The sequence below is a fragment of the Enterococcus sp. DIV1090 genome, from assembly GCF_050537975.1.
GTDB classification, from domain to species: domain Bacteria; phylum Bacillota; class Bacilli; order Lactobacillales; family Enterococcaceae; genus Enterococcus; species Enterococcus faecalis.
This window is the reverse complement of the sequence record NZ_CP172917.1, coordinates 173,115-188,529: the sequence shown is the minus strand read 5'-3', so window position 1 is coordinate 188,529 and position 15,415 is coordinate 173,115. Positions and strand designations below refer to the sequence as shown.

Annotated in this window: 18 protein-coding genes and 1 riboswitch; of the genes, 6 read left to right on the top strand and 12 right to left on the bottom strand. The window is 38.8% G+C overall.

What is annotated here, in order from left to right; translation table 11 throughout:
* Positions 1–217: 217 nt before the first annotated feature.
* From IGL48_RS00930 to IGL48_RS00920, 3 genes are read right to left on the bottom strand one after another with little or no spacing between them, the layout of a single operon-like run.
* Positions 218–730, bottom strand: a complete 513-nt coding sequence (locus IGL48_RS00930; protein ID WP_002356248.1) for a transcription repressor NadR — start codon at positions 728–730, stop codon at positions 218–220.
* A gap of 10 nt (positions 731–740) precedes the next feature.
* Positions 741–1,586 carry a chorismate mutase gene (locus tag IGL48_RS00925; RefSeq protein WP_002363448.1) on the bottom strand — a complete coding sequence of 282 codons (846 nt, stop codon included), beginning with the start codon at positions 1,584–1,586 and terminating at the stop codon, positions 741–743.
* 4 nt (positions 1,587–1,590) lie between these two features.
* Positions 1,591–2,304, bottom strand: a complete 714-nt coding sequence (locus tag IGL48_RS00920) for an NAD-dependent protein deacylase (protein WP_048949627.1) — start codon at positions 2,302–2,304, stop codon at positions 1,591–1,593.
* A gap of 172 nt (positions 2,305–2,476) precedes the next feature.
* Between IGL48_RS00920 and IGL48_RS00915 the strand changes: the two genes are divergently transcribed.
* The 3 genes from IGL48_RS00915 to IGL48_RS00905 all read left to right on the top strand — a co-directional run bounded on the left by IGL48_RS00915 (position 2,477) and on the right by IGL48_RS00905 (position 5,667).
* Positions 2,477–2,773 carry a hypothetical protein gene (locus IGL48_RS00915; RefSeq protein WP_002356244.1) on the top strand — a complete coding sequence of 99 codons (297 nt, stop codon included), beginning with the start codon at positions 2,477–2,479 and terminating at the stop codon, positions 2,771–2,773.
* 189 nt (positions 2,774–2,962) lie between these two features.
* Positions 2,963–3,137, top strand: a riboswitch (Lysine riboswitch).
* A 194-nt stretch (positions 3,138–3,331) separates the two neighbouring features.
* A complete protein-coding gene (locus tag IGL48_RS00910) occupies positions 3,332–4,915 on the top strand; it encodes an ABC transporter substrate-binding protein/permease (RefSeq protein ID WP_002381368.1) in 1,584 nt (527 codons plus the stop codon).
* An 11-nt stretch (positions 4,916–4,926) separates the two neighbouring features.
* Positions 4,927–5,667 carry an amino acid ABC transporter ATP-binding protein gene (locus IGL48_RS00905; RefSeq protein WP_002356242.1) on the top strand — a complete coding sequence of 247 codons (741 nt, stop codon included), beginning with the start codon at positions 4,927–4,929 and terminating at the stop codon, positions 5,665–5,667.
* A 46-nt stretch (positions 5,668–5,713) separates the two neighbouring features.
* On the opposite strand, the gene IGL48_RS00900 is transcribed toward IGL48_RS00905, so the two are convergent.
* Entirely contained in the window at positions 5,714–6,298 is a 585-nt protein-coding gene (locus IGL48_RS00900; protein WP_002385418.1) for a TIGR00730 family Rossman fold protein, read from the bottom strand.
* Between the two features lie 173 nt (positions 6,299–6,471).
* On the opposite strand from IGL48_RS00900, the gene IGL48_RS00895 reads away from it, so the two are divergent.
* The 3 genes from IGL48_RS00895 (at position 6,472) to IGL48_RS00885 (ending at position 8,853) form a co-directional block, all read left to right on the top strand.
* Complete coding sequence (locus IGL48_RS00895; protein WP_002356240.1) at positions 6,472–6,963, top strand: GNAT family N-acetyltransferase; 492 nt, start codon at positions 6,472–6,474, stop codon at positions 6,961–6,963.
* Positions 6,964–7,053: 90 nt separating this feature from the next.
* Positions 7,054–8,409, top strand: a complete 1,356-nt coding sequence (brnQ, locus tag IGL48_RS00890; protein WP_048949628.1) for a branched-chain amino acid transport system II carrier protein — start codon at positions 7,054–7,056, stop codon at positions 8,407–8,409.
* A gap of 132 nt (positions 8,410–8,541) precedes the next feature.
* Complete coding sequence (locus IGL48_RS00885; RefSeq protein ID WP_002381365.1) at positions 8,542–8,853, top strand: heavy metal-binding domain-containing protein; 312 nt, start codon at positions 8,542–8,544, stop codon at positions 8,851–8,853.
* Positions 8,854–8,903: 50 nt separating this feature from the next.
* Here the strand turns inward: IGL48_RS00885 and truA are convergent, their stop codons facing one another.
* From truA to rplQ, 8 genes are all read right to left on the bottom strand, one after another.
* Positions 8,904–9,653, bottom strand: a complete 750-nt coding sequence (gene truA, locus IGL48_RS00880; protein WP_002356237.1) for a tRNA pseudouridine(38-40) synthase TruA — start codon at positions 9,651–9,653, stop codon at positions 8,904–8,906.
* Positions 9,654–9,671: 18 nt separating this feature from the next.
* Positions 9,672–10,469: an energy-coupling factor transporter transmembrane component T family protein gene (locus tag IGL48_RS00875; protein WP_002373841.1), complete on the bottom strand. Its 798-nt coding sequence runs from the start codon at positions 10,467–10,469 to the stop codon at positions 9,672–9,674.
* Positions 10,466–11,335 (bottom strand): energy-coupling factor ABC transporter ATP-binding protein, encoded by an 870-nt coding sequence (locus IGL48_RS00870; RefSeq protein WP_002381364.1) that lies wholly within the window; start codon positions 11,333–11,335, stop codon positions 10,466–10,468. The genes IGL48_RS00875 and IGL48_RS00870 overlap by 4 nt, the downstream gene beginning before the upstream one ends.
* Complete coding sequence (locus tag IGL48_RS00865; protein WP_002359354.1) at positions 11,311–12,150, bottom strand: energy-coupling factor ABC transporter ATP-binding protein; 840 nt, start codon at positions 12,148–12,150, stop codon at positions 11,311–11,313. The genes IGL48_RS00870 and IGL48_RS00865 overlap by 25 nt, the downstream gene beginning before the upstream one ends.
* A gap of 201 nt (positions 12,151–12,351) precedes the next feature.
* Positions 12,352–13,527, bottom strand: a complete 1,176-nt coding sequence (locus IGL48_RS00860; protein ID WP_048949629.1) for an amidohydrolase — start codon at positions 13,525–13,527, stop codon at positions 12,352–12,354.
* A gap of 15 nt (positions 13,528–13,542) precedes the next feature.
* Positions 13,543–14,742, bottom strand: coding sequence for a DUF819 family protein (locus IGL48_RS00855; protein ID WP_002359351.1), 1,200 nt, complete (start codon positions 14,740–14,742; stop codon positions 13,543–13,545).
* A gap of 16 nt (positions 14,743–14,758) precedes the next feature.
* A complete protein-coding gene (locus tag IGL48_RS00850) occupies positions 14,759–14,971 on the bottom strand; it encodes a hypothetical protein (protein ID WP_048738125.1) in 213 nt (70 codons plus the stop codon).
* Between the two features lie 45 nt (positions 14,972–15,016).
* Positions 15,017–15,400 carry a 50S ribosomal protein L17 gene (gene rplQ / locus IGL48_RS00845; protein ID WP_002356228.1) on the bottom strand — a complete coding sequence of 128 codons (384 nt, stop codon included), beginning with the start codon at positions 15,398–15,400 and terminating at the stop codon, positions 15,017–15,019.
* Between the last annotated feature and the right edge of the window lie 15 nt (positions 15,401–15,415).

The window sequence follows — 15,415 nt, the reverse complement described above, 5'->3', positions numbered from 1 at the left end:
TATTTTTCTCCATTTATTTTTATGTACCAACATAATAATTGACATAGTTATTGTTTAAATGGCTCCTTTTTTAATAGTATACTGTTTCATAAAAAATTTCTAGCAAAAAGTTAAAAAAATAGAAGAAAATTCACAAATTCTTCTATCTTTTTTTGGTAATTTTCTAAGAAAAAAAAGAAAGGGCTTGAACAAACATCAACGTCCTCTCTTTTTCTCGTTATCCTTCAAACAAAATACTTTTTTTTCGAAGCGCCTCTTTGATTTCTTGGAAAGTTTCTTCGTCTGCACAGCGAATAGTATGCAGATGGACGCCTCCTGTTAAAACTGATAGTAATGTAGCATGCTCTTTTTGATACTTGTCCATAAATTTATCAATATCTTTCTCTGATTGAATGCGCAAACTGCCGATTAATTCCCCATAAAGCGGATGTGCAATACTCACATCTACCACTTCTCCACCTTTGGCAACAATGACTGACAATTCTTCTCTCGTTTGTTCAGGTGTATGTTGACAAGCAATTTTCCGTTCAATTCCTTCTAAAGGTTGTTCCAACATATACCCTCGAGCTGTTGCGACAATTTCGACCCCTGTCGCCCGTAATAGAGCGACATCTCCTACAATAATTTGTCTGCTGACATCAAAAGCTTTTGCAAAACGAGTGGCACTAATTGGCTTTTCGGTCTCTCTTAATCTTTTAACAATCTCTCTTCTTCTGATTTCTCCATCCACGACCTTCGCCTCACTCTCCTAAATGTTTTTCTTGGAAACGTTTAGAGGCGTCCATAATTCCCTGGAAAGTCTCAGATAATGTTTCTTCATACTCGGCATTTTCAACATGATTCAGAATAGTTTCTAATACTTGTTGTTCTCTTTCAGAATCAAAAACCGCATGACCTGCTTTCTTTTTCACTGCAGCAATCTCTGCGACGACATCCATCCGCTGTTCTAATAAACGGACCAGTTCCTTATCGATTTGGTTAATCTTTGCTCGTTGTTGTTCTAAAGAAGTTGTTGGGGCGTCATCTTCAGTCAATTCTTTAATTATCCGTGCTGGATTACCTGCGATCACACAGTTTTCTGGGAACGATTTGGTCACAACAGCGCCTGCTGCTACCACTACATTATCGCCTAATGTTACGCCAGGAAGGACAATCGCTCCACCGCCAATCCAAACATTGTTGCCAATGATAATTCGTTTCCCTGATTCCATTCCGCTATTACGCTTGGCTGCTTGTAATGGATGCTCGGCTGTATAAAGTTGCACATTAGGTCCAAACATACAGTTATCGCCAATTTCGATTGGACAAACATCTAAAAAAACGTTATTAAAATTGGCATAGAAATTTTTTCCCACAGAAATGTTGTAGCCGTAATCAAATTGAATCATCGGTTCGATGTACGTCCCGACACCCACTTTTCCAAACGTTTCTTCTATTAATTGACGACGAATATAAGTGTCTGGTTGTTGGTTAATTAACGCCATTTGTTCACGGGCTTTTTTGCGATCAGCCACTAATTCAGGATCTGAGGCAAAATATAGTGCACCTGCGATCATTTTTTCTTTTTCTGATTTAAATTCTTCCATTCCGTTACTCCTTTATCGTTAATTCTGCAAATATCGTTTCGGCTTTCGCTTCTAAAAAATAATAAGGTTGTTGTAAAAATAGCGGCGTTTGATTAATGGCTAAAATAGCTGCCGTTGGTTGTTTATAATGAATCAAATTGCAAAATGGATGCACTTGAAAACTCGTGCCGACAATCACGATTAAGTCGGCAGAAGCAACGGCCTGAATGGCTTTTTCGATTGCCTCTTCGGATAGTCCTTCTTCATACAAAGTAATAGCTGGACGGATTTGTCCATGACAGTCTGCGTGCCGATCACTAAGCAAATAGTCTTGCCAAGGAACCGTTGCACCACAAGTTTGGCAATAACATTCATATAAATTACCATGAAAGTCCACCACTTCTTGGCTACCTGCTTTTCGATGAAGCCCATCAATATTTTGTGAAACAATTTTTCCCCGTTTCATTTGCTCTAATTGGGCCATTTTCTGGTGAATGATATTAGGTTGTGCGTCTGGATGATAGAGCGTTTTAACGAATTGATAAAACTTTTCTGGCTCTGTTTTTAAGCAAGTCCGGCTCAATAAGTATTCCGGTTGCTGGATTCCTTGATAGACACCTTTTAAGGAACGATAATCTGGCACACCTGAGGCTGTCGAGATACCCGCACCTGTTAAAAATGTGATTTTTTGTTGGGTTGCCAACCAATGAATTGCTTCGGCTTGCGTGATATCTTGCATATCGATTCAGCTCCTAATCTTCTATATTATAACGTATTTTAACATTAGCACCAAAAGTTTTTCCACTTTTTGAAAACTTCTTACCTATATATTGATTTATCTTGAAAGAGTTTGTGACAAATTTCTCAACTCGTGGTAAAATATGCATGAGTAAAAGTGAGGTGAAACAACAATGGTCGCATTTATTATTTATTGGGCTGCAATTATTGCCTGCATCGCTTGGGGCGTTTTAAGCATTTGGTTCTCTGTTTTTTATCTTTCTCGTAAAGAAAACGGAAATCTTTGGGCTTTTGCGTTCTTCAACGTTATCGCTATTATCGCCTTAGCAATTGTTTTATTAGTTTACAAAACTTGGGATTTCGGTATCTTAACTTACTCAAGTCTAATTTATACAATTTTAGCTTCTTTAGGTGTATTGACTGTTCTTCAAGCTATTTTAGGTCGTGAACCAAAAGCTGTCAAAGCTTAAGTAAAAAGCAACTGTTCCTTTAGGAATGGTTGCTTTTTTCGTATTAGTTTCTATTTCGTAAGGAAAATGTTACGCTAATTTCATGCTGTTTGTGTCCTCTTGATAAATTCCTTTGCTGGAACATATTGACTTTCTTCTGGATTTATCCTAAAATTAATAACTGAATTTAATAACTGAATAGTGCCTCAAAAAAGAGGTAGAGGTCGCGGTTTTTATTACGCTTGTGGAGTGAGAGGACACTGGGAAGCAAGTTTAGGATCAATCGCCGAAATGCATAACGGAGCCTCTTCTGTTGTGTGTTGGGACGTAAGTTAAGAGCTTGCGGACTGTCTTAGTAGTGATGCTAAGTTGTGCTATGTTTCGTTGAGGAATTTTTTTCGACATTACCTAGCAACCTTACATCTGTTTGGTTGTTTTTTTGTATTCAAAAATAGGTTGTGACAGAAGTATTCTCCTTTAAAAAGACAGAATCGCTTTTGCTCAGCTGATTATCAAAGCTTGTTGATTGAAAAAAGACAAAACGATCAATCAGACAAGAAATTTAAAGGAGAGAAAAAGATGAACAAAAAAGTTTTTTCATTCAGTCTACTACTTGTCACGCTATTTTCGTTACTTGGCATGACAACCAACGCTTCGGCGGAGGAAAATGGTGAATTTCGTGTCGGCATGGAAGCTGGCTACGCCCCTTTTAACTGGTCACAGAAAAATGACGCACATGGCGCAGTGCCTATTCAAGGCAACTCTTATGCAGGCGGCTATGATGTTCAAATTTCTAAAAAAATTGCCGATGGTTTAGGTCGTAAATTAGTAATCGTCCAAACCAAATGGGACGGCTTGGCGCCCGCCTTACAATCTGGAAAAATTGATGCCATTATCGCCGGAATGAGCCCAACCGCTGAACGAAAAAAAGAAATTGCTTTTACAAACCCTTATTATGAATCACAATTTGTCGTAATTGTTAAAAAAGATGGCAAATACGCTAATGCAAAAAGCTTGAAAGATTTAGCTGATGCTAAAATTACGGCTCAACTAAATACATTCCACTACGGATTAATTGATCAAATTCCAAATGTCAATAAACAGCAAGCAATGGATAACTTTTCAGCTATGCGAACAGCACTTGCTTCTGGCATGATTGATGGGTATGTTAGTGAACGCCCTGAAGGCATAACAGCAACTAGTGTCAATAAAGAATTAAAAATGTTAGAATTTCCAAAAGAAAATGGCTTTGATGCTAGCGCTGAAGACTCACAAGTAGCAGTCGGCATGCGTAAAGGCGATCCAGACATTGAAAAAGTAAACAAAATTTTAGCAGGTATTTCTCAAGATGAACGGACAAAAATTATGGACCAAGCAATCAAGGATCAACCTGCAGCAACAGATAGTGATGAACAAAAAACAGGACTTATTAACGATTTCAAAAATATTTGGAATCAATATGGCGACATGTTTTTACGTGGTGCTGGTTTAACGCTATTTATCGCGTTAATCGGGACGGTCGTCGGAACAACCCTTGGTTTACTAATTGGTGTCTTCCGTACAATTCCAGATTCTGAAAACCCAGTCGCTCGTTTCTTCCAAAAATTAGGAAATTTAATTCTTTCTATTTATATTGAAGTTTTCCGTGGTACACCAATGATGGTTCAAGCAATGGTTATTTTCTATGGTTTAGCTCTAGCTTTTGGCATCTCTTTAGACCGAACAGTGGCCGCATTATTTATCGTTTCTGTGAATACTGGTGCCTATATGTCTGAAATTGTTCGCGGAGGTATTTTCGCAGTAGATAAAGGACAATTCGAGGCAGCACAAGCGATTGGGATGACCCATGGACAAACAATGCGTAAAGTCGTTATTCCCCAAGTATTACGTAATATTTTACCTGCAACAGGGAATGAATTTGTCATTAATATCAAAGATACGGCCGTGTTAAGTGTTATCGGTGTTGCAGATTTATTCTTCCAAGGGAATGCTGCTTCTGGCGCAAACTTCCAGTTCTTCCAAACCTTTACAATTGTCGGCATCATGTACTTGGTAATGACTTTTGTGATCACACGAATCTTACGTGTTGTGGAACGTAAAATGGATGGCCCTTCTGCTTACGTTAAAGTAGAAGAATTAACTGAAGAAGGAAAAGAAAGCTAGGAGGCAAACAGATGAGTGCAATTATTGAAATTGAACATTTACGAAAAAGCTTTGGCGAAAACGAAGTATTAAAAGATATCAATATGAACGTCAATAAAGGAGAAGTTGTCACCATTATCGGTTCTTCTGGTTCTGGTAAATCAACGTTATTACGTTGTATTAATTTGTTAGAAAAACCAACAGATGGCAAAATCATCTATAATGGTAAAAATGTTTTAGAACGTGGTTATAGTTTGCCCAAATATCGGACCCATTTAGGCATGGTTTTCCAATCATTCAATTTATTTAATAACATGAATGTCTTAGAAAACTGTACTTCTGGTCAGATGACTGTCCTAAAAAGAAACAAAGAAGAAGCCAAAAAAATTGCCTTAGAAAATTTAGAAAAAGTTGGCATGGCTCGTTTTATTGATGCCAAACCTGCTCAATTATCTGGTGGACAAAAGCAACGGGTAGCCATTGCTCGAGCATTATCAATGGATCCAGATGTTTTACTTTTCGATGAACCAACTTCTGCATTGGATCCTGAAATGGTTGGCGAAGTGCTAAAAACGATGAAAAATCTTGCCCATACAGGGCTAACAATGGTGATTGTAACACATGAAATGGAATTTGCGCGGGACGTATCCGATCGTGTTATTTTCATGGATAAAGGTGTCATTGCCGAAGAAGGGACCGCTGAAGATATTTTTGTCCATCCAAAAGAAGCTCGGACAAAAGAGTTCTTACATCGGATTTTAACGAAAAACTAGTAAAAAAGAGGCAGTCATTCTGGTTAGAGTGACTGCCTCTTTTTTACTAGTTTTTGTATTGACGAATCATTGGCGGTTCATAGGAATCAATAAATGCACCAATTTCTTCTAAGGAATCTGAAATGAAAATTTTAGCTCGATCCGCCGCTGTTAAGAAATTAGTTTCTACCATTTTATCAAAAAAAGCAGCTAATAAATCATAGTAACCATTCACGTTGTATAAAATACAAGGGTTCATATGTTCACCGACTCGGCCCCAAGAGATCACCTCGCTAATTTCTTCGAGTGTGCCGGGACCACCGGGTAAAGCTAAATACACATCTGCCAATTCAATCATTTTTTTCTTACGCGCATGCATATCACTGACTGTATGCATCTTTGTAATGCCATTATGTGCAATCTCTCGTTCCATTAAAAAAGTGGGCATGACACCAATTACCTCTCCACCTTCTGCCAAAAGCGTATCAGCCACTGTACCCATTAGACCAACATTGCCACCGCCATAAACTAGATCATAGTGATTTTCTTTCATCCAAGCGGCTAACGCTACTGCAGCTTGCTGATAGATTGGCTCATTCCCCAGACTGGCGCCACAATATACTGCCATTTTTTTCACAAACATACCCTCCATTTAGATAGATTCTTTTTTACCATCTATCCTCTGGTAGCTATGGTAGCATATTTTGATTTTATCGAAAAGGTGCAGCCATTTTTCTTTTCGTTTTAAAAGTATTTGAATTTTCAGACAATAAATGCTATAGTCTTTTTATATTTTAAAATTTCAGAAAAAGGAGCCCTATTATCTTGTCTACCTCACTCACTATTCGCTTAGTTGCCGAAGCAGATTGGCCCGCATTACATACCTTGGACCAAATCATTTGGACAAAAAAGAATACCCCTGCCGAGATACAACCACTCTCGCTTGCGGCATATCAGGAAAAAATGAAGGATGAAACGATTTTCGTTGCCATCAGCGGACAACAACTCGCTGGATTTATTGAAGTCCATCCGCCCACTTCGTTAGCAGCTCATCAAAAGCAATGGTTACTAAGTATTGGCGTTTCGCCAGATTTCCAAGGTCAAGGGATTGGCGGTTCTTTGCTGTCGTATGTCAAAGATATGGCCCAGATAAGCGGGATTCATAAGCTGAGTTTGCGAGTAATGGCTACCAATCAAGAAGCCATTCGATTCTATGAAAAACATGATTTTGTGCAGGAAGCACATTTTAAAGAAGAATTTTATATAAATGGACACTATTGTGATGATTATCAGTATGCTTATTTCATAGAAAAATAAGAAAACCAATGTTTTCTATAAAAACTGGTTGCTCTCTGTTTCTTCTTCTGTTATTTTAAATAATAAGACAATATTAAGGAGTGTGAATCTATGCAAAAAAAGTTAGTTTGGCGTGATTATCTATACGTTGGTTCAATGTTATTCGGTTTGTTTTTCGGTGCTGGAAATTTAATTTTCCCTGTACATATGGGACAAGAAGCTGGGGCTTCCGTCTTTTTAGCAAACTTGGGCTTCTTAGCCACTGGAATTGGCTTACCTTTTCTTGGTGTCATTGCTATGGGTGTTTCTAAAAGTTCAGGTGTTTTTGACTTAGCTTCTCGGATTAATCGTCGTTATGCTCTTATTTTTACCTTACTATTATATTTAACGATTGGTCCTTTCTTTGCTTTACCAAGGTTAGCAACTACTTCTTTTGAGATTGGTCTTGCACCATTTGTTCCTAAAGACTTGCAATGGCTGGTTCTTGCTGGTTTTTCCGCATTATTTTTCTTAGCTGTTTGGCTCTTCTCTAGAAAGCCAAGTAAAATCTTAGATTATGTGGGTAAATTTTTAAATCCGTTATTTTTAGCATTGCTAGGAATTTTGATTGTTTTAGCCTTTGTAAAACCATTAGGTCATGTGGCCAGTGCCGCTGTTGGTGAAAATTATATTTCAAGTCCTTTCTTTAAAGGATTTACAGAAGGTTATAATACGTTGGATGCTTTAGCTTCATTAGCTTTTGGGATTGTTGTCGTTTCCACTTTACGAAATATGGGCGTCGAAAAACCAGGAGATATCGCTAAAGGAATGATTAAATCAGGTGCTTTCAGTGTTGTATTGATGGGGATTATCTATACCTTACTTGCTTATATGGGAACAATGAGTATCGGGGCTTTTCCAATCAGTGAAAACGGCGGGATTGCCTTAGCCCAAATTGCCAATTACTATTTAGGCCTACCGGGGAGTATTTTACTGGCTTTTATCGTAGTTCTTGCTTGTTTAAAAACCGGTATCGGCTTAAGCACAGCCTTTTCTGAGACTTTTGAAGAAATGTTTCCGAAAGTTTCCTATCAAAAATTCTTGGCAATTGTTGTTATTTTACCAGCTATTTTTGCAAATGTCGGCTTAACCAACATCATTCAATTTGCCGTTCCAGTCTTGATGTTCCTTTATCCATTGGCGATTACTTTAATGCTTTTGGTAATCATCAGTCCTATTTTCAAACATCGACGGGAAGTCTATCAAGCAACGACCTATATCACATTGATTGCTGCTGTTTTAGATGCATTAAATAGTTCCCCCGCCTTTATCAAAGATACGGCGTTTGTAACAACGCTTTTAGAAAAAGCCGGCCAATACTTACCATTGTTCACTATTGGCATGGGCTGGGTCGTTCCAGCAACGGTTGCTTTTCTAATTAGTTGGGTTTGGGTCATGATTTCTAATAAAGATCCTATCCTTGATTAATTCTTACCAAAACAACACTAGAAAAAATGCGGAAGCGCATCTTTTCTAGTGTTGTTTTTATGTATATTCGTTGTACCAAACTCTTGACTATGGTAAATTGAAGTTACCAACAAGTACTGGAGGAAATTGCCCATGTTAGTTACAACAACCGAGAGAATTAGCGGTCAAGAATATGAAATTATTGGAGAAGTTTTCGGGTTAACCACACGTTCTAAAAATATGTTTAAAGATTTAGGTGCTGGACTAAAAAGTGTAGTTGGCGGTGAAATCAAAGGTTACACTGATATGCAACGAGAAGCACGCGACCAAGCAATCGAACGTTTAAAAGCAGAAGCCTCTAAATTAGGTGCAGATGCCGTTGTGATGATGCGTTTTGATTCTGGCACAATTGGCACAGACATGCAATCTGTCGTGGCTTACGGAACAGCTGTTAAATACATCTAAATTTTGCAACTAAAAAGACGCAGACCTTTTTTTGTAAGGTCTACGTCTTTTTAGTTTTCATATTTCACTTCTGCTAAATACAATCCTTCTGGATGAGCAGTCGGACCTGCTAAATTTCGATCTTTGGCTGCGATAATTGCTGGAATCGCGGTTGGTTCCAGCCGCCCATTGCCGATTTTCAATAGCGTACCAACTAAAATCCGAATCATTTTGTACAAGAAACCATCGCCCCGAAAAGTGAATGTTAATTCATCCCCCGTTTCATTGACATGAACACTGGCTTCATGAATGGTTCGGACTTTATCTTCTACCGAACTTCCTGAGGCACAGAAAGAGGTAAAATCATGGGTACCTAATAAATCAGGCAAAGCTTGTTGGATTTTTTCGAGATCAATGGGATACGGAAAATAACTGGCATAAAAACGTCGAAATGGACTTCGTGGTTTGCCAATATCCACTTTAAATTGATAGGTTTTTTCGATCACGTGATAACGTGCATGAAAGTCTTCTGAAACACGTTCCACGCTTCGCACAGCAATGTCTTCTGGTGTTTGTGTGTCTAACGCAAAGCGCATTTTTTCCAACGGACGTTCCTGCGGATAATCAAAGTGAATCACTTGGCCCATTGCATGAACACCTGCATCTGTTCGTCCTGAACCAAAAACCGTCACGGAGTGTCCGTTATTCATGCGTGCTAACGTTTTTTCTATTTCTTCTTGAACGGTACGCTCATTAGGCTGCTTTTGAAAGCCATGAAAATGAGTGCCATCATAGGCAATGATTGCTTTATAGCGGGGCATAATTTTTCTTCACCTTTTCTAAGTTCTTAATACAAATAAGCCAATGGTTAACAAGACAAAGCCAAACATTACTATTGTATCTCGTAGGTGCCAATGAAGAATGCGGTATTTTGTCCGTCCTTCGCCACCTTGATAACCTCTTGCTTCCATAGCAGTCGCTAAGTCTTCCGCACGATTAAAACTACTTACGAAAAGCGGAATTAAAAGTGGAACAATAGCTTTCATTTTTTGAAGTAAGTTTCCTTCGCCAAAATCAACACCACGGGCACGTTGGGCATTCATAATCTTTTCCGTTTCATCCATTAATGTTGGGACAAAACGTAAGGCAATTGATAACATCAATGAAACTTCATGAACTGGAAATTTCACCACACGAAGTGGGCGTAACAAATATTCAATCGCATCTGATAACTCTAATGGTGCCGTCGTTAAAGTTAATAACGTTGACATGAAAATAATTAAAACAAAACGACAGAAAATAAATAGCCCATTCGTCACACCAAACTGGGTAATGGAAATAATTCCCCACTGAAAGTACACTTCCCCCCCTTGTGTAAACAAGGTTTGAAGAGCCACAGTAAACAGAATTAGCCATAATAACGGCCGAACACCGCGGATAAAGAAGCGGGCGCTGATTTTTGATAATGAAATAGCAAAAGCAGTAAAGGCTGCTATTAAAACATAACTCTGCCAATTATTTGCTAAAAAGATAATTCCAATAAAATAAAAACTAGCTAATAATTTTGCGCGCGGATCTAAACGATGGATAAAAGAATCACCTGGAATATAGCGCCCAAAAATCAATTTATTCATCATTTTGCCTCACCTGCTTCCTGCATTTTTTTCAGAAGCTGATCGGCTAATTGATCGGCCGTTAATGGTAATTGCTCAAAAGAAAAGCCTTTTGCCACTAATTTTTCAGCAAATTCGGCTGCAGTTGGCACGCCTAATTGTTTTTCTTTCAGCCATTGTGTCTCTTGAAACACTTCTTGTGGTGCTCCCGCTCGGACGATTTGTCCTTTTTCTAAAACAATCACATGATCTGCGTAATTAGCCACATCATCCATCAAATGTGTCACTAAAACGATGGTCATATTATGTTCCTTATGCAGACGACTAAACATCTCCATCATTTCTTTACGACCCTTAGGATCCAAACCAGCAGTCGGTTCGTCTAATACTAAAACTTCTGGTTCCATCGCTAGCACACCAGCAATTGCGACACGGCGCATTTGACCACCTGATAATTCAAACGGAGAATGTTGTAAGTATTTTTCATCTAAGCCGACTAAATCAAGCATTTTCTTAGCTAATTTTTTCGCTTCTTCGTCTGAAACACCAAAGTTTTTCGGTCCGAAAGCGATGTCTCGCTCCACTGTTTCTTCAAACAATTGTGCTTCTGGAAATTGAAAAACGATCCCAACTTTTTTACGAATTGGTTTTAAATTCTTATTATCAGTTTCTGGCGTAATTACACGCTCTCCAATTGTCACTTGGCCTTTAGTTGGTTTCACCAAAGCATTTAAATGTTGCAATAGCGTTGATTTGCCACTGCCAGTATGTCCGACAATCGCTGTATAAGAGCCGTCTTGAATCGTTAAATTAATATCGAATAATGCCCGTTGCTCAAAAGGAGTATTGGGTTGGTAAGTAAAATCTACTTGTTTAAAACGGATGTCCATAACCAATCCACCATCCCTTCTTCTGTTAAATAATTCGTTGGCACAACAACGCCGCGCTCTTTCAAAGCTACTTTTAATTTTTCAGGAAACGGTAAATCCAAGCCCATTTCAACAAGCGCTTCTCCTGCAGAAAAAATCTTTTCTGGTGTTCCCTCGTTTGTCAATTGTCCTTGGCGCATCACTAAAATACGATTCGCATTAGCCGCTTCATCAATATCGTGGGTAATAGAAATAACTGTTAAATTGCTTTCTTCTTTAATCTTTTGAATGGTAGCAATTACTTCTGCACGACCTTCTGGATCTAACATACTTGTCGCTTCGTCTAAAATAATAATATCTGGTCGCAAAGCAACCACACCAGCGATAGCTACTCGTTGTTTTTGGCCGCCAGATAGCCGAGCAGGTTCTCGCTTGGCAAAATCTAACATACGAACCCGTTCTAATGCATCGTGAACACGTTCGACCATTTCATCACGCGGAATACCTTGATTTTCTAAACCAAAAGCCACATCGTCTTCGACTGTTGAACCGACAAATTGGTTATCTGGATTCTGAAAGACCATTCCTACCATACGCCGGATATCCCAGACGTTTGCTTCATTTAATTCTTTGCCGCCAACTTTGATAGTCCCAGCAGCTGGCAGTAACAGCCCATTGATCGTTTTGGCTAACGTTGATTTACCAGAACCATTATGGCCAATAATAGCGACCCATTCGCCTTGTTGAATGGAAAAAGACACATCTTTTAAAGCGGGAGAAGCATCTTCTGGTTGATAATTAAATTGGATATTATTTAGTTCAATGATTGGTTGCATCGCGTACTCCCTCAATCTATTTATTCTTTCTAACACTACCAAAAAAGTAGCGTTTTTTCAATCATCTGTTCTGATTCTTCACACTATTTTTTATTATACCAAAAGAACGGTCATTATGGGAGCTCTTATCTGTCTTGACAGGTCTATTTTTCATAAAAATAACTTCTTGTTCTCATAAAACAAGAAGTTACTGATTTTCTTTTAAAAATGTGTCTTCAAATATTCAAACGCATATTGGGCATATAACTCAGCACCCATTGCCATCGCATCTTCATCAATATTAAAACGACCATGGTGATGTGCCCATTCCGTATCTTTCTCTGGATTACCACTTCCCACTAAGGCAAAACAACCAGAAGCATGTTCAGTATAATAACTGAAGTCTTCACCACCGGTTGTCGGCTCTTCTTGTCTTAAGGCCGCTTCACCAAAATTTTCCTTAATTAGTGTTTGGGCAAACAAGGCATCTTGCTCATCATTAATCACTGGCAACGTTCCATATTGATAATCTAACGAAGCCGTCCCACCGTAGATAGCGGCTGTTTGTTCCGCATAGCGTTGCAGCGCCTGTTCTACTCGATTACGCGTTGCTACACTAAAGCAACGAACCGTTCCTTCTAAACGTGCATTCTCAGCAATCACATTAAAACGGGTCCCCACATCCATCCGTCCAATCGTGACAACTACTGGATCTAAAGGATCTGTCTCCCGAGAAACAATCGTTTGCAGATTCATCACGAAAGAAGAAGCTATAACTGCCGCATCAATACAAGCGTTTGGCATGGCACCATGGCCACCACGGCCTGTAAAATCAACAGAAAAAATATCTGCGGATGCGAAACTTGAGCCCACTCGACACGAAGCGGTTCCTACAGGCATTTGTGACCAGATATGTAAGCCAAATACATCATCAACACCGGTCATTGCGCCTTGCGCAACCATTACTTTAGCGCCTTGCGCATTCTCTTCAGATGGTTGAAAAATTAACCGTACCGTTCCCTGAAGTTCTTCTTGGATTTCTTTTAATACTTTAGCCGCTGTTACTAACATCGCGGTATGGGAATCATGCCCACATGCATGCATCTTGCCAGCTTCTAAAGATTTATAAGCTAAATCTTCATTTAATTCCTGTACAGGTAAGGCATCCATATCCGCCCGCAGCGCAACCACTCGGCCTGATTTGCCGCCCACAATTTCAGCAATTAAACCCGTCGGTTCTGTTTTGCGATAAGTAATTCCTAATTGATCAAGAACTGCCGCAACTTTTTCTGTCGTTCGAAATTCTTCAAATTGTAATTCTGGATGTTGGTGTAAATCCCGTCGAAAAGCAATCATTTCTTGTGCATGCTGCTTGATCAGTGCTTTGATTTTTTTCATACTTACGCCCCGTTTCTACAAACTTAATAAAATACTTGAAAAAATACCCGCTAAAATAACCGAAACAATAGTGACTGTTACGAAACCTGCCACTAACATCGGTGGCATTAAATGGCTCGTTAAAGCCGCCTGTTCTTGTTCATCTTCTGTCAATGATTGAATCACTTCATTCGTAATAATATAATCGGCTGGAAAGCCATATAAAGCTGTCAACGAAACAGCGAATGCCATCTCTTTACTCACACCTAATACACGACCAACAATTGCTGAAAAGATGTACATCCCGATAACACCAATCACAATAATCCCAATCATTGGTAAAAATAAATCCATCAACATTTCAGGTGTGGCTTGTTTTAAGCCATCAAAGACAAAAAGCATTAACCCTAAAATCGCAAAACCAAAGCTATTTGCTTTCTGTAATGGTTGCTTTTCTAAAAAGCCTAAAGACGTTGCAACCACGCCAAAACATAAACACAGCACAAAAGGACTAATCGTCACAAACGGTGCCGTCCACACAGAAACATAATAAGCAAGTGTGGCAACTAAGGCTAAACGTAAAATTCGTGAATAATCTGTATGATATCGTTTGGGTACTTTTTCAAATAGTTTAGGCACATCTGGTTCTGCTCCTGTTTCTTGCCCCTCTTGTTCATGAACTGGCTGCCATGTCCCTGCTCGATATTCTTGAAGCTTCCGCTTTCCTTCTTTTTTTAGAACAATTGAAGTTAAGGGATAACCAGCAAACCCTTGAATGACATAAATTAAAATTGCCAAAACCGAAAGTGAGGCTAAACCAGCTGATTGAGCCGCTTCTGACATTACTAATGAAGAAACTAAACCTCCTACTAACGGCGGGATTGCAACTAAAACTGTTTTTAAGTCAAAAACAAAAGTCCCTACAGCTAACAACAAGGCAATAATGCCCAGAATACCTGACAAAGCAATCACAATCGTTTTCCATTGATTAACCAATTCTTTAACAGAGAGCAGAGTGCCCATATTAGTAATCAACAGATACATTAATAAAGTGGCAACCACTGTAGGAATCCCTGCCACTTCCACAATATTTTGTGGAAAAATAGTCCAATAACCAAGAATAAATAAAACACCACAAACAAAAACAGATGGAATCCAAGCTTTTGTTTTGATAGAAACTACATCACCAATGTATAAAATAACCATCAGCAACGAAAAAGCAAACATTTGTGACATATAATTCCCCCTTCTACTAACTCAGATGTTTAATTATCTGAAAATTCCAATTAATAACCAGTATAACAAACCGGAAAAGCTTCTGCAATGCTTTTAAGAAACAAAAAAGCTTTGAGAAAACAGCGTTTTCCCAAAGCAAAAAAAAATCACCTTTATATGATGAGTGCTCCCCTACTAAAGCCATCTTTAGCAGGGAAAGCAGAGCTAGACTCGGAGTCGCCTCCAACATCATAACACTCTAAAAGAAACATCTATAAAGTGATCGGTTTATTAATTATTTAACAAATTCGATAACTACCATTGGTGCTGCATCGCCGCGTCTTGGTTCTGTCTTCAAGATACGAGTGTAACCACCTTGGCGTTCCGCGAAACGAGGTCCTAAATCGTTAAATAGCTTTTGTAAAGCTGATTCAACAACGATAGACTCATCTTCTTCACGAACACTAGCAACTTCATTACGAACGAAAGTAGCTGCTTGACGACGTGCATGAAGATCTCCACGTTTACCTAAAGTAATCATTTTTTCTACAGTTGAACGTACTTCTTTCGCACGAGCTTCAGTAGTTACGATGCGTTCGTTGATGATTAAATCAGTTGTAATATCACGTAGCATAGCTTTACGTTGGCTTGATGTGCGTCCTAATTTACGGTAACTCACGTTGGGTTCCCTCCT